This is a genomic window from Acinetobacter sp. ESL0695 (genome assembly GCF_029392135.1).
Classification (GTDB): domain Bacteria; phylum Pseudomonadota; class Gammaproteobacteria; order Pseudomonadales; family Moraxellaceae; genus Acinetobacter; species Acinetobacter pollinis.
In genome coordinates this window covers 633,608-648,360 of record NZ_CP113932.1, presented here as the reverse complement: position 1 = coordinate 648,360, position 14,753 = coordinate 633,608, and the positions used below count along the sequence as shown (strand labels likewise).

General features: G+C 37.8%; 16 protein-coding genes, 1 other RNA gene and 1 pseudogene. 7 read left to right on the top strand and 11 right to left on the bottom strand.

The genetic code is table 11. The annotated features are described in order from the left end of the window. Nucleotide 1 precedes the first annotated feature (1 nt). Nucleotides 2-160, top strand: coding sequence for a hypothetical protein (locus tag OZX61_RS03075; protein WP_277095279.1), 159 nt, complete (start codon nt 2-4; stop codon nt 158-160). A 69-nt stretch (nt 161-229) separates the two neighbouring features. Here OZX61_RS03075 and lysM read toward each other — a convergent pair whose 3' ends face one another. The 7 genes from lysM to OZX61_RS03040 all read right to left on the bottom strand — a co-directional run bounded on the left by lysM (nt 230) and on the right by OZX61_RS03040 (nt 7,120). After that, complete coding sequence (lysM, locus tag OZX61_RS03070) at nt 230-724, bottom strand: peptidoglycan-binding protein LysM (RefSeq protein WP_195770641.1); 495 nt, start codon at nt 722-724, stop codon at nt 230-232. A 157-nt stretch (nt 725-881) separates the two neighbouring features. Further along, nucleotides 882-2,003, bottom strand: a complete 1,122-nt coding sequence (gene omp38 / locus OZX61_RS03065) for an outer membrane protein Omp38 (protein WP_277095278.1) — start codon at nt 2,001-2,003, stop codon at nt 882-884. Between the two features lie 310 nt (nt 2,004-2,313). Next, nucleotides 2,314-2,562: a hypothetical protein gene (locus OZX61_RS03060; RefSeq protein WP_195770643.1), complete on the bottom strand. Its 249-nt coding sequence runs from the start codon at nt 2,560-2,562 to the stop codon at nt 2,314-2,316. Nucleotides 2,563-2,691: 129 nt separating this feature from the next. Continuing rightward, a complete protein-coding gene (locus tag OZX61_RS03055; protein ID WP_277095277.1) occupies nt 2,692-3,924 on the bottom strand; it encodes an FAD-dependent monooxygenase in 1,233 nt (410 codons plus the stop codon). After that, nucleotides 3,921-5,129 carry a 2-octaprenyl-6-methoxyphenyl hydroxylase gene (ubiH, locus tag OZX61_RS03050; protein WP_277095620.1) on the bottom strand — a complete coding sequence of 403 codons (1,209 nt, stop codon included), beginning with the start codon at nt 5,127-5,129 and terminating at the stop codon, nt 3,921-3,923. Before ubiH ends, OZX61_RS03055 begins: the two co-directional genes overlap by 4 nt. Nucleotides 5,130-5,139: 10 nt before the next feature. After that, on the bottom strand, nt 5,140-6,441 hold the full coding sequence (locus OZX61_RS03045; protein ID WP_277095619.1) for an aminopeptidase P N-terminal domain-containing protein: 1,302 nt from the start codon (nt 6,439-6,441) through the stop codon (nt 5,140-5,142). A gap of 46 nt (nt 6,442-6,487) precedes the next feature. After that, a complete protein-coding gene (locus tag OZX61_RS03040; protein WP_195770645.1) occupies nt 6,488-7,120 on the bottom strand; it encodes a UPF0149 family protein in 633 nt (210 codons plus the stop codon). A 64-nt stretch (nt 7,121-7,184) separates the two neighbouring features. On the opposite strand from OZX61_RS03040, the gene OZX61_RS03035 reads away from it, so the two are divergent. From OZX61_RS03035 to ssrS, 3 genes are all read left to right on the top strand, one after another. Further along, nucleotides 7,185-7,739 (top strand): hypothetical protein, encoded by a 555-nt coding sequence (locus tag OZX61_RS03035; protein WP_195770646.1) that lies wholly within the window; start codon nt 7,185-7,187, stop codon nt 7,737-7,739. Continuing rightward, on the top strand, nt 7,736-8,026 hold the full coding sequence (locus tag OZX61_RS03030) for a cell division protein ZapA (RefSeq protein WP_195770647.1): 291 nt from the start codon (nt 7,736-7,738) through the stop codon (nt 8,024-8,026). Before OZX61_RS03035 ends, OZX61_RS03030 begins: the two co-directional genes overlap by 4 nt. Nucleotides 8,027-8,132: 106 nt before the next feature. Continuing rightward, a non-coding RNA gene (ssrS, locus tag OZX61_RS03025) (6S RNA) lies at nt 8,133-8,316 on the top strand. Here ssrS and folP read toward each other — a convergent pair. The 3 genes and pseudogenes from folP to rlmE all read right to left on the bottom strand — a co-directional run. Continuing rightward, a pseudogene (folP, locus tag OZX61_RS03020) lies at nt 8,309-9,151 on the bottom strand (dihydropteroate synthase); the annotation flags it as partial. The gene ssrS and the pseudogene folP sit on opposite strands and share 8 nt — an antisense overlap. A gap of 49 nt (nt 9,152-9,200) precedes the next feature. After that, a complete protein-coding gene (ftsH, locus tag OZX61_RS03015) occupies nt 9,201-11,093 on the bottom strand; it encodes an ATP-dependent zinc metalloprotease FtsH (RefSeq protein WP_195770648.1) in 1,893 nt (630 codons plus the stop codon). A gap of 128 nt (nt 11,094-11,221) precedes the next feature. Then, nucleotides 11,222-11,866 (bottom strand): 23S rRNA (uridine(2552)-2'-O)-methyltransferase RlmE, encoded by a 645-nt coding sequence (gene rlmE / locus OZX61_RS03010; protein WP_195770649.1) that lies wholly within the window; start codon nt 11,864-11,866, stop codon nt 11,222-11,224. 341 nt (nt 11,867-12,207) lie between these two features. On the opposite strand from rlmE, the gene yhbY reads away from it, so the two are divergent. Together yhbY and OZX61_RS03000 are read left to right on the top strand one after the other, a co-directional pair. Next, the gene (gene yhbY, locus OZX61_RS03005) at nt 12,208-12,528 is read left to right on the top strand and encodes a ribosome assembly RNA-binding protein YhbY (RefSeq protein ID WP_277095275.1); all 321 of its coding nucleotides are present in this window, start codon (nt 12,208-12,210) and stop codon (nt 12,526-12,528) included. Between the two features lie 12 nt (nt 12,529-12,540). Continuing rightward, nucleotides 12,541-13,074 (top strand): DOMON-like domain-containing protein, encoded by a 534-nt coding sequence (locus tag OZX61_RS03000; protein WP_277095274.1) that lies wholly within the window; start codon nt 12,541-12,543, stop codon nt 13,072-13,074. Nucleotides 13,075-13,093: 19 nt separating this feature from the next. On the opposite strand, the gene OZX61_RS02995 is transcribed toward OZX61_RS03000, so the two are convergent. After that, nucleotides 13,094-13,345 (bottom strand): hypothetical protein, encoded by a 252-nt coding sequence (locus tag OZX61_RS02995; RefSeq protein ID WP_277095273.1) that lies wholly within the window; start codon nt 13,343-13,345, stop codon nt 13,094-13,096. A 263-nt stretch (nt 13,346-13,608) separates the two neighbouring features. Here OZX61_RS02995 and carA point away from each other — a divergent pair, with 263 nt between their 5' ends. After that, entirely contained in the window at nt 13,609-14,748 is a 1,140-nt protein-coding gene (carA, locus tag OZX61_RS02990; protein ID WP_195770653.1) for a glutamine-hydrolyzing carbamoyl-phosphate synthase small subunit, read from the top strand. The last annotated feature ends 5 nt before the right edge of the window (nt 14,749-14,753 follow it).

Sequence of the window (14,753 nt, the reverse complement as noted above, 5' to 3'; positions counted from 1 at the left end):
TATGAAACTTAAAGAAACATCTAAAATAAAGACACGTAACCATGTTGCACTCTCCCCTCTGCTACATAAAGGTGGAATGCATGAGTCTGAAAAACCAAAGTCTCAGCATCGTAGAGATCGGAAAGATATGAAGAAACAACTAAGAAATATCGGAATTTAAATAGTATGAATACTTTAGGAGAAAAAAACCTGACGGAACCGTCAGGTTTTTTTATTTCAGAACATTTAATTATTGTGGAATACGCAATACTTGTCCTGGGAAAATTGAGTTTACATCTTTAAGTAAAGGTTGGTTTGCCTCAAAGATTTTATTGTATTGGTTTGCATCACCATATACTTCTTTCGAAATCTTAGAAAGTGTATCTCCAGATTGTACTGTATAGAATTGACTTTCTGGTTGTGAAGCATCTGTCGCTGTTTCTTCTACAGTCATTTGGTCATCGACTTGAGCAACATGCTCTACGTTACCAGCAGCCAGTACTACTTTTTCTTTATCTGCTTGTGTATGTGCTTGTCCTTTAATTACAGCCGTATCTGTATCGCTATTATAAGTTACAGAGAGACCAGTAATGCCGAGACCCAAGCTTTGAATATGATTTAAAAGTTGGTTCGCTACTTCCTGAGCTGTCGGTTCAGCAGCTTGTGTTTGTTGAGGCTGTTGTTCTTGCTCTGTTTTTCCCTCAAGTTTTTTACCAATACCTTTTACAAAGTCAAATAGACCCATTGTTATCTCCTAATTAATTATATGTTTTCGCTTTAGTAATTCTAATATAACAAAAATTTGCTTCTTTTATTTTACAATGATCAACAATACGTAAAAATATGTAAATAAAAAAATGGCTCATCTAGAGCCATTTTTCATCAGCAATAATAAAGAATTATTATTGTTGTTGTGCTTTTGGTTGAGCAAGTACTGTACGGCTACCAGTAATCGTAGCGAATACACGACGGTTCATTGCACGACCTTCTTTAGTGCTGTTGTCAGCAATTGGTTGATCCCACGCAAAACCTTGAGTTGTTAAACGAGATGCATCAATGTTGTATTGGTTTACAAGAGCAGCTTTCACAGAGTTAGCACGTGCTAAAGATAAACGTTCGTTTAACTTACGTGGACCTGTGTTGTCTGTATGACCATCAATACGTGCAGTTGCATTTGGATACTGATTTAACGCATCAGCAACTTTAGCAATTTCTGGACGGTATTGCGGTTTGATGTTTGACTTGTTCGTATCGAAGAATACGCGAAGTTCCATGTTTAGATCTTCAGTCAACTCTTGTGGTTGTGGTTGTGGCTGTTCAACAACTGGTGCTGGCGCAGGCGCAGGTGCTGGCGCAACTGGTTGAACGTCAACTACAGGAGCAGCAGGCTTCAAGTGTCCGCCAATCACAACATTTAAACCAGCAAGTGCTGTGTAGTTCCAGAAATCAGCATTTACGTTATATGTTGCACGAGCTTCTGTACGAAGAGACAATGCATCATTTAAGCGCCAGAAGATACCTGTACCAACGTTAACTAAACCGCCTTCACGGTTTTGATAAAGTTGACGACCAACACCATCAAAATCATACTTGTAGTAACCACCACCTAATAGTACGTACGGCTTAATTTTGCTGTCGTAGTTTTTAGTAATTAGGTCAGAAGTTGCATAAAAATTACCGTTAATTTGGCGTTGTTTGTACTGTGCGCCTTGATCAACACTAATTTGTTTATTTGAGTTAGCTACACCATGTACATCGCCTTTAACTTGCAAGTATTCAGCTTCAAAACCTAACCATGGTGTTAACTCAATACCTAATGCAGCACCAACAGCCATATCATTTTGTAATTCAGGGCTAGTTGTTAAGTGTTGTGCACTATCATTTAAGTTTTGTGTACCATTATTATGTGTGCTGTCTTGGAAAGTGTAGCCTAATAATAGTGGAGTTACAGTTACGCCCGCATTTGCAACAACAAATGGAGAAGCTGCAAGTACTGTAGCAAGAGCAATACGACTCAATTTCATGGATATCCTCCAGAGATAACAATTGTTTTTTTTAAGCTCAGCCTAAAGTTTTTGTTTAATTTTACCGAGATATTTTGTACCCCAGTAGTTTTTAACTAATGAACAGATATAATACAAGAGCTTCTTAAAAAATTAAACTTTTAATAACAATAATATAAAAAGTTAAAAAAGTCCTCTTGGCTTTATACACAGTTAACACAAACCTATGTTTTTAAAACATATATCCTAAGCTTCATTATTTAATATAATTCTCCTGTCCACATTATACACTGTAAATATGGCAGAAGGATAAATTTTCTTCCTTTCCTCACTATTCAGCATGCTCATCTGGTGGAACTTCTGTAATTCTCCCACCTTTTGCTAAGAATGCTGCAATCTCATCTTCTAATGCAGAACGCTTTTTATGTTTTGCTGTTACTGTCAGACTTTCTGCTTCTGCAATATCAGATAAATTTTTACTAGACTCCGCATCGTTTACTGCACCATTTTCAGCAGCTCGAGCCTCATCATCATCCACAACAGAATCTTCTGATTCATCATAATTAGTATCATCAACCATGATAAATTCCCTATCTCATTTACATGAAGATCACTCGACGAGTGACAACTACGAAATTTAGCAATCTTTTAAAAAATAGCAAGACTATTATTTGTATATTTTGCTTTTTTTAATACAAATAATACATATCTAATTGTGATATCTAGTGCGTTGCAGTAAATGCATCCCATTTGCCTGATCTAAAAAGAATCCTTTCAATTTTGGGAACTTCATCACCACTCTTTGTCCAAAACTTCTTGCCCAAATTAATGATGAAGATTGAGAAGCTTGTAGCCACCCCATAATAGACATACCATGCATCATGGCTTCATTTTGGTGACGGCGTAAACTTTCATATTTCCGTAAGGTTTGAATATTTGCCCAAACACCACTTCGCTCTAAATCTTCCAATAGAATATGGCCAAGCATTGCAGCATCTAAACAACCAATATTCACTCCCTGACCCGCCAATGGATGAATGACATGCGCAGCATCACCAATTAATGCAAGACCAGCTTGTACATATTTTTCTGCCGAACGAGCTTTAAGAGGAAAAGATGCACGATTTTCTACCTCTGTAACCCCTTCAAGCATATATAAACTTTCTTGTGATAACTTTTCTATAAAAGATTGATTATCGAGTGACATATATTCGTTACATACATCTGTAGGTAAAGTCCATACTATTGACTGCCAGTAACCATTTTCTGTTGCTGTCGGACTTTTCAAAGGCAAATACGCTAGAGGCCCAGTTGGTAAAAAAATCTGACGTGCCACATGATGATGAGGCTTTCTTGTTTTAATTGCACAGCCAATCGCTGATTGTTTATAGTCTAAAACTTTCATTCCAATCAATGCTTCTTGGCGTACAAAAGAATTTGCACCATCAGCTCCAATCAGTAATTTTGTATGTAAAGATGTATTATTTGAAAGTTGAATACGCCAACCATCAATTTCTTGGGCTAAGTGTTTTACTCGTATTTGCGTATGATAATTTTTTACATTCGCTAACATTGTTTTTTGGATTGCTAAGTTTAAGATGCTTGGTTCAACCATGACACCCAGCCACTCATTTTCAGAAGGTGGCTTTAAACTTTCTTGACCAAAATCTACCTCACCATAACCATTTTTGTTCCACACATGCATTGCAGTATAAGGCTCATACCTTGCAATATATGGCCATACCCCCGCAATTTTTAAGAGATGAATGGTTGCTTGGCTTAATGCGAGTACTCGAGAGTTCATTTTTTCTAGAACCTGATTCTCATCAAGTAGTGGTGCTGCATCTAAGACAGCAACATCAATATTTTCTTTTGCAAGAAGTAATGCAGTTAAGCCGCCAACCAAACCACCACCGACGATCACCGTACTATGTTTAATCATGCTTTTAGTCCCATAGCATAAGTTGCAACGATGGGTTTTATTCCAGGTATAATATCAAAAGCAATTAATCCAGTATTTCTTACAAATTTCAATACAGGATTTTGATGACTAAACCCTCTTACGACGGTATCGCAAAATTTAATAACACGCTGCTGATCGATCAGTCTAGCCTGTTCATAAGCTTTAAGTAGTTCTTGGTTACCAATATCTTCAGATGTTTTTAAATGATTAGATAAAAAACGTACCAACACATCTGCGTCACGTAAGCATAAATTAAATCCCTGTCCTGCTACAGGGTGAATTGTATGAGCAGCATTTCCCATTAGAACAACTCGACCAATCGCTTGTTTATGTGAAAGTACTTGTGACAATGGATAACAAAATCTTTTCCCTGTTTTTTCAAACTTTCCAGCTCTTCCACCATAAGTATGTTGTAAGGCATCTAAAAATTTTTGATCGTTTTCACTACCCAACCATTGTTCCTCTGTACCCTTTTTTACAGGCCATACTACTGAACGACGATTCTCACCAGGTAAAGGCAATAACGCCAATGGCCCTAACGCACTAAAACGTTCAAATCCAACATGGTGATGAGGTTTTGACGTTTGAACAGTCGTTACAATCGCAACCTGCTCATAATCATGCACACTGGCATCCACACCTAGTGCTTGTCTACAAAAAGAGTCTCGACCATCGGCTGCGACAACTAACTGAGATTGGATTTGAATATTTTCTTGTTTCCTTTTTGCTTGGACAGTTACCTGCTTTTCATTTTGTGTAAGCGCAGTAACCTCTATGCCATCAATCAGCTCTATAAGATTATTTTTCTTTACTTCTGAAAGAAGTACACGACCTAACCAAGCATTTTCAATAACTTGTCCAAAGTTTTCGACATTCTCTTGCTCTGCCAATAGACGTGCCTTTCCAAAACTACCTTCTTCAGTAATATGTACTTGTCGAATCGGAGTAGCATACTCCTGTAAACGTGCCCACAAACCAAGTTTGTTATAAATTTCTACGCTACGGCGTGACAATGCACTATTGCGTGCATCAAAACTTGAATGATAGTGATGTAATTCTGATTCAGACAAATCTGGGTATTGAATTGCTTCAAGAAGTTTTACACGAATATTGGCTTTAGCTAACATAAGTGAAAGACTAAGCCCCACCATTCCACCACCAACGATTACAACTTGTGGCATTATAATTTCCTATTTAAATAGCAGCAGATTTTATGAGCGATTCTATGTCGTCAATTTCTTTAACCACATTTTCCGTTAAAACTTGTGGCCCCTGAGCAGTCACTAAAATGTCATCTTCTATTCGAATACCAATTCCACGCCATTTAGCATGCACTGTTTTATCTGTAGGTGAAATATAAACCCCTGGTTCAATCGTTATTACCATACCATTTTCAAAACATCTTGAGCCTTCTGATGTTTTATAGGCTCCAACATCATGCACATCTAGACCTAACCAATGTCCTGTACCATGCATATAAAAACGGCGATATTCCTCATCTGCAATTAAATCATCTAAGTGGCCTTGTAATAATCCCAATTCCAATAGACCTTGAGTCAAAATTCTTACAACAATATCGTGTGGCTTTCGGTAAGAGTTTCCGATACGCACTGCATCAATTGCAGCTAATTGTGCATCTAAGACCAACTGATAAATAATGCGTTGCTCCTTCGAAAACACTCCATTTACAGGAAATGTACGAGTAATATCTGATGCATAGTATTCGTACTCGCAACCCGCATCAATTAATACCAATTGACCATCTTCCATTTTTTTATTGTTTTCAACGTAATGTAAAACACATCCGTTTGAACCACTACCAACAATACTACCATATGCTGGAACACAACCATTTTTTCCAAAGATGTAATGAAGTTCAGCCTCTAACTCATATTCCATCATTCCTATACGCACATTTTCCATTGCCTTGGTGTGCGCTATTGCACTAATTTCTGCTGCTTTTCTCATTAAAGCAATTTCTTTTTCGGATTTAATTAAACGCATCTCATCTACAATTGAATCAAGCTGTAGAGGAGTTAACGTTAAATTATTTTTCTGAATAATATTTGCAAGATACGCATCAAAATCAGAATCATGCCCTACTCGAAAATAAAGTTTTTCAGCATGAGAGAGTTTATCTACAATTTTTTCCTCGAAACTCTCTATTACATATGACTCATCTGCATTAAACAGTGTCTTTGCACCTTCTAACCCTGCACGATAACCGTTCCAAATTTCCATTTCTAGATTACGTTCACGACAGAATAACGTATATTTATACTCACCTGAAGTATCAGAAGTTTCAATAACTGCAATGGCTTCAGGTTCTTGAAAACCTGTTAAATAATAAAAACTACTATCAGCACGATATTTATAATCTACATCGCTGTTTCTATAACACACCGGATTTGTACCAATGATTACAATACTATTTGGCCCTATAGTATGTGCCAATTTTAAACGTCGTGCTTCAAAGTCAGCTTGGGTAAGTTCCAACATACCTACTCCTTTAAGTTTTTAAATTATCTAACAGGTATTTTTTTTAACTTGGACGATGAGGGGTAAACATCTCTACCACATTATTCGCTTCTGGTGAGTCACCCACAGATTGAATACGCTCATGAACATGCTTAAGCAAAGAACTTTCCACTACAGCAATTTTTTTACGTCCCATAGATAGACTCACAGGAATTAGACGTACAAATTCAAATAACTCTTGATAACCTGCTTCACCTTCTTCGTCATCATCTTCATCTTCAAACTGAACCGCAGCAACATCTTGAAGATGACCAATCAACTCTCTTTCATCTGTACGAATATGGCCAGAAGCTAAACCAAAACCTAGCACAACACCCGCACACCAATCTGCCAAAGCTTGGACGCGATCTCGCAATAAATGTTGATCATCTGGCAGCATCGGCAAATAATCTAGTTCATCCTCTGAAAGAGCATGTGCCACATCTTCGGTTTCATCCGTCAAAATAGCAAGACTCTCATCGTTTAATTCAGGCACATTCAAAGTCGAAAGGATAAGTACCCATTCTTCTCTGGTAGGCGGTTGTGTCACACAAACGATACCAGTAAGCAACCCATGTAACTCACTTGGGCTTGAAATTTCTTCAATGTTTGAAAAGTGGCGGTTCCATTCAGACCAACCAGTAATATCATCTTGCATTCGTTTTTCCAATGTCTATACTGCGTATATCTTACCTTTGTTTGCAATACTGTGCGACCACGTTATGTTAGAAGAATTAAAGCGACTTCAAACGCATATTGCCAATTTTCAAGAGCGTTTGAAAAATCTTGAGGCTGAAAATACCTCTTTGCATCAGCAAAAAAAAGAGATGGAGAAACATCATGATGAACACACCACTCAACAAACGACAACTCTGCGTAGCAAACAAGATAAAATTGATACGCTAACAAATAATTTAAATAATTTACAGGATCAATATAACGCACTTAATCAAGATGCGAAAACATTAGCTGAACGCTATAGCCGTTTAGAAAAGGGCTGTACCGATTTAAAAAGTCGCTTTCAAGAGATTCTTGCAGAGCGAAATGAGTTACGCGTTCTTAAAGAAAAGCTACACCATGAACAAACAAGTGCAAAACAAGAAATTGCCAACCTTAAAGAAGAACGTGTGCAACTGCTTGAAAAAAATGAACATGCAAAATTAAAAGTAGAAGCTATTATTGCACGTCTTGCTATTCTTGGCACTGATGAAGATAAAAACACACAGGAAATTCAAAAGCTTGCTCACCCATCTGAGCATAATGAGGAAGCCCAATGACCAATACACCTATCGTTGTCGAACTTCGCATTATCGAGCAAATCTTTCGTCTTTCAACTACAGAGGAAGAAAAGGGCACCTTAATAAAAGCTGTCGATTTATTAAATCAACGCTTCCAAGAATTTCGTGCTAAAGCACCTCGAATTGAACATAACAAACTGGTTATTATGGTTGCTTTAGAGCTTATGCAAGAAGTACTGTCACTGAATAAATCGGTACAACAATACGAGCAATGTGAACATTTGCTTAAAACTATTTTACAATCTGTAGAAACAGAAAAAGAATAACAAGCTCCTTTTCAATAAACGCATAAATCGTCACCAACTGAAAAGGAACTTAACACAACACTACGTGAAACGGTATTCATCTCAGATGATATTCGTTATAATAGTAATCACTCTGAGGTGTTCGCCAGCAGGTCAGATTCCCCTGAGCCGATACTAACACTTTAGGATTGCGTTCTGCATATTTAGAGTGTATGCCCATCTTGAATGGGAAACCCAGCAAGTATGCGTCGCGTCCGCCTTGAACTTTAGGGTTCAAGGGTTACGACATGCAGCGGCATCTTGGAGCCTATTCCACATTTTAATTGCCTGTGATGTTTCCTCAACATCATGCACACGCACAATACTTGCTCCTTGCTGTATTGAAAACAGATGCCCTACAACACTCCCTATCGTACGCCTATCTGCACTGTCACACTCGGTCACTGCACCTATAAACCTTTTACGTGATAGCCCAGATAAAATTGGATAGCCCAATTCATGTAAGTGATATAGCTGATTTAATAAGAGCATATTGTGGTTTAAATCTTTGGCAAATCCAAACCCCGGATCAATAATAATATTCTCATCACGCACTCCCATATCTTTTGCATCTTTAATTCTCGATTTAAGCTCACCCATTACCTCATTTACGACATCATCATAATGTGCAAGCTGATTCATTGTAGTAGGCTCACCTCGCATATGCATAAGTACAACAGGAATATCAAGCTTTGCAGCCATTTGTAATGCGTAAGGCCGCGTCAAGGCACGTACATCATTCCAGATATGTGCGCCTGCTTCTACTGCCTGCTTAATGACTTCAGGCTCACTAGTATCAATAGATAAAATTACATCCTCATGAGAGGATAATGCTTTTACCACTGGAATAACCCTATTTAGCTCTTCATCAATTTGAACAGAAGATGCTCCTGGTCTTGTAGATTCACCACCAATGTCAATAATTGTCGCGCCTTGAGCCATCATTTGAAGGGCTTTCTTAATAGCACGATCTGTTTGTGTAAACTGCCCTCCATCACTAAAAGAGTCAGGTGTTACATTCAGTATGCCCATGATGTGTGGAACAGATAAATCTAAAATACGCTTACCACAAAAGATCTGTTTTTTTGGCAAAGATACAAACTGCATAATTCTCTCAACTTCTCATAAAAAAGAGCCACCGAAGTGACTCTTATCTTTAATTCATTGCAGGTAATGGTGGTGGTGTCGATGGCCCATCTTTAGGTGGTTCATCAGATACTGGATTCTCAGCAACATAAACCTTTGGTGGTCTAGGTTCTTTACCTTCCATAATATCTAACACTTGATCACGATCAATTGTTTCCCAATCCATCAGTGCTTTAACCATTACATGAGCTTTATCTTTATTTTGTTCAAGAATATCCCATGCAACTTTATATTGCTCATCAAGAATACGACGCACTTCAGCATCTACTTGCTGCTGAGTCGCTTCGGAAATTGTACGACTACCTATGCTACCTAAGAAAGACTGCTGGTTATCGTCTTCATAGACCATGACGCCCATTTTGTCTGACATACCATACTTAGTAACCATTGAGCGAGCCATTTTCGTTGCACGCTCAAAGTCATTTGATGCTCCAGTAGATTGCTGATTAATGAAAATTTCTTCAGCAATACGTCCACCAAATAAGATAGATAACTCATTCAGCATCTTATCTTTATAATGACTAATTTGGTCTTGCTCAGGTAACTGCCAAGTTACACCAAGTGCCCAACCACGTGGCATAATTGTTACTTTATGCACTGGATCGGTACCTGGTAAAACTTCTGCAACGATCGCATGTCCTGCTTCATGGTAAGCCGTTGCTCTACGCTCTTCTTCACGAAGAATCATAGATTTACGCTCAGGCCCCATATAGATTTTATCTTTTGCATCTTCAAAATCATGCATATCTACCGTATTTTTATTACGGCGTGCTGCAAATAAAGCAGCTTCATTTACAAGATTTGCAAGCTGTGCGCCAGAAAAACCAGGTGTACCACGTGCAAGGACTTTTACATCTACACTTGTTACCGATGGTAATTTTTTCAAATGTACATTTAGAATTTGTTCGCGACCATTAATATCTGGTAAGCCAACCATCACTTGACGGTCAAAACGACCTGGACGAAGTAATGCTTTATCTAAGACATCCGCACGGTTCGTTGCAGCAATAACGATAATACCTTCATTGCCTTCAAAACCATCCATTTCCACAAGCATTTGGTTTAAAGTTTGCTCACGCTCGTCATGTCCACCGCCCGTACCAGAACCACGGTGACGACCGACTGCATCAATTTCATCGATGAAAATAATACATGGTGCATGTCTTTTTGCTTGTTCAAACATATCTCTTACACGAGATGCACCAACACCTACGAACATTTCGACAAAATCAGAACCAGAAATGCTAAAGAAAGGTACTTTTGCTTCGCCTGCAATCGCTTTAGCAAGTAAGGTCTTACCTGTACCAGGAGGCCCAACCATCAATACCCCTTTAGGAATTGACGCACCAAGACGTTTAAACTTAGATGGGTCTTTTAAGAAGTCAACGATTTCTACAACTTCTTGTTTTGCCTCATCACAACCTGCAACGTCTTTAAAGTTAATTTTAATTTGGTCTTCAGCAAGCATTTTTGCCTTCGACTTACCAAAACTCATTGGGCCACTTTTACCACCAGCACCGCCGCCCATATTACGCATAAAGAACATGAATAGTAATATGATTAAAAGCACTGGGAAACTTGCGATGAGTAATTGCATCAAAACGCCTTGACGCTGAGGAGCTGTTCCTTCAACGACAACACTGTTTTTAATTAGACTCGGCATAAGCTCAGGATCTTGTACCGCAGGGCGAATACTTTCAAAACCTGAACCATTCTTTTTCTCGCCAGTAATTTTCTCGCCATCAATGGTGACTTGCTTAATTTGGCCTGCATTTACCGCAGCAACAAACTCTGAATAGTTCATTTGCGATGGTTTATTGTGATCACTGATGTTGCTGAAGATTAAAATCAGCACTCCGAGTATCACTAGCCATAACACTGCGTTTTTGAAGAGATCGCTCAAAGCTTTATTCCCATATCATCAATCTAATTTGAACCTATCTTTCCAGATAGGATCTTTTCACGAAAGTGAGTGACAGCACTCAATACCCTAAACTGTAAACATGCACAATTTTTATAAAATTGGCAAGTCTAACGTGCTTTACGCTGTTGCCCAATGAGGAAAACCTCTTTAGATCTTGCGCGAGACGCCGCAGGTTTCACAGTTTTTAAAACATTAAATGTATCAACAACCTGTTTTCTAAACTCGTCAAATCCAGACCCTTGGAACACTTTAACAACAAACTGTCCATTAGGGCCAAGAACCTTTTGTGAGAAATCTAGAGCAAGTTCACACAAATAAATCTGACGAGGTTGATCTACAGCCCTATTACCTGATGTATTGGGGGCCATATCTGAAATTACAACATCAACTTGTCGACCATTTAAGATATTTAACAATTTTTCAAAAACTTCTTCTTCTCTGAAGTCACCTTGTAAAAAAGTAACATCAGGCAAAGCATCCATTTCTAAAATATCAGATGCAATTACTAAACCATTAGAACCAACAAGTTTTCCCGCGATTTGCGACCAGCTACCTGGTGCAGCCCCCAGATCAACAACCGTCATCCCTGGCTTAATAATTTTATATTTTTCTTGAATTTCCAAAAGCTTATAAGCTGCACGTGCACGGTAGCCTTCTTTTTGCGCCTTTTTTACAAAAGGGTCATCTAAATGCTCTCTCATCCACGCACGACTGCTTTTAGATAGCTTCTGATTAGTAATGCGTGTTGCCATAATCATCAAAATTCATAAAAAACAATTATTACATTGTACGCAAAAAAAAAGGTTCTTGCAGTATGGAACTACATATATATAAATAAGTTTTTTTTAATCATGTTAATCGTTTTTATAAAAGCCGCCACCATATTATCTCAATGGCGAAAAGCTAAGCATAAAAATACATAACATAGCTAAATAATAATGATTTATATCAATATATCTGACCTATGCAATCTAGCATACTTTTTTTCACAAAAAGCATCATTTTTATTCAATACAGGAAAGTTTTTGCATTTCTTATACTTTCTAAGCTTTCATTTGTTATACTGTAAGGCTTCATCAATATAGGTTTTCCCATGGCATCTTTATCTACACAAGAGAGCAAACGCTTACGTCAAATTGGACATTCACTTTCTCCTGTTGTCATTATTGGTGGACAAGGTTTAACTGAAAATGTCGTTGAAGAAACAACTCGCGCTCTAAACGACCACGAACTAATTAAAGTAAAAGTAGTTGGTGAAGATCGTGAAGTACGTGCTGAAGTTATTGAGCTACTCGCACAAAAAACACAATCTGTTGTTGTTCAAAAAATTGGTAAAATTGTGCTTCTTTACAAAAAATCTGCACAACAAAACCAAAAGTTGTCTAATCTCGTCCGTTACGCACACCTCGCTTAACTTAAGGCTTTTATGGCAAGTTACGAATTACAACCCTTCAAACGATTTGATGCGATTCACTTAGTCGCTGCGATTGAAGAACAAGGCACTACACTCAATATCGGTTTCTGGGTAAGAGACCCTATGCAACTCATTGACTGGCCTGAAAAAAAAGAGACCTCAAATAGAGAGGATTTCTTATGGAATGCCACATGCTTTGAGCTGTTTATTGGCGTTAAAAATGAAGACTTCTATAGAGAAATCAATTTATCTCCATCTGAGTCTTGGCAATCTTATCAGTTTGAAGAGTATCGCTATCCTGAGTGCATTCCTCCAGTTACTTCAGAAGATATTAAAGTGATTGAGGTAAAACGAACTCATTACGGGCTAAATGCGCTTATCGATTTACAACAGTTCTTAAACACAAATAAACTTCAGTTGAATGATATTTATATTGGTTTAAATGCCATATTCAAAACAACTCAGGGGATGATTTATTATGCGATTCAGCATAGTAGTCCCGAACCAGATTTTCATAATAAACGTGACTGGTTACACGAGTTTTAAGCCCAATAAAGCATCCAAATTATTTGGATGCTTTATGATTCAATGCTTCTTTTATCTCTCTTGATATACTTTCAATTTGAGCTTCTAACTCTTTCAACTCTATCTTTGCAATTTCTTTTAGCTCAATAAAATCATCTTCTGAGAGAGTGTAATCCTCTCTTAATTCGTGCAAGTGATTCAATAGCCCCTCTTTTAGACTTTGAGACTTTTCTTTAAAGGCAACAAGATGACTGCGCTCTTCTGATTTTGAATGATTATTTTCAATAGACATTATAAATATTTCCATTCAATGTATTTTGTTTAAACATATCACTAATATATTTTTATAAATGTAGCATTTTATAAATATTTTTAAATTTTATGTTTTATACAATAGATAAAGTATCATGAATAAATTACATAGACTTTTTATAGTGATATGCGTACAATACGTTTTTAAGTTACGAGTGAGTCGCCTACTTTAAAATATGTCATTTTGACGATTTTAGTCCGGTTTCCTCGCTTTTTTACAGCTTAAAAATCAGGAGCTTCGACTTGAGCACCCCCGCCATTTTAGCCCTTGCTGATGGAACTACTTTTACTGGTATTTCTATTGGTGCAACGGGATCTACGACTGGAGAAGTCGTTTTCAATACAGCCATGACTGGCTATCAAGAGATATTAACTGATCCAAGCTATGCACAACAGCTTGTAACGCTTACGTATCCTCATATTGGTAATACAGGCTGTAATGATGAAGATGTTGAATCTGGCCGCATTCACAAAGTATGGGCAAATGGTCTAATTATTCGAGATCTTCCATTACTGCATAGCAACTTCCGAGCAAAGCTATCTTTAGAAGATTACTTACAACAACAGAATATTGTTGCTATTGCAGATATCGATACTCGAAAATTGACACGTATATTACGTGATAAAGGTGCACAAAACGGTTGTATTCTTGCAGGTGAAAATATTACTGCTGAAGAAGCAATTGAAAAGGCACGTGCTTTTGGTGGTCTAAATGGCTTAGACCTTGCAAAAGAATGCTGTGATCCTAAAGGTTTTGAATGGACTGAAGGTTCATGGACATTAGAAAATGGTTTTACTCAACCTGAAACAAAGTTTCATGTTGTTGCGTATGATTATGGTGTAAAAACAAATATCTTACGCATGTTGGCAGATCGTGGGTGCAAACTGACTGTTGTTCCTGCACAAACGTCTGCAGAACAAGTGCTTGCACTCAATCCAGATGGTGTTTTCCTTTCTAATGGTCCTGGAGATCCAGCGGCATGTGACTATGCTATTAAAGCTGTGAAAACCATTATTGAAACGACTGAAATTCCTGTTTTTGGTATTTGTTTGGGTCATCAGTTATTGGCTTTGGCATCTGGTGCACAAACTGTGAAAATGAACCACGGTCACCATGGTGCAAACCATCCTGTGAAAAATCTTGAAAATGGAACTGTGATGATTACTTCTCAGAACCATGGTTTCGCAGTAGATGAAAACACATTACCAGCAAATTTAAAGGCAACGCATAAGTCATTATTTGATGGTACTTTACAAGGCATTCATCGTACAGACAAACCAGCATTTAGCTTCCAAGGCCATCCAGAAGCGAGTCCTGGCCCACACGACTGTGCCCCATTGTTTGACCACTTCATTGAACTCATTGAAGCATCTAAAAAGTAATTAAG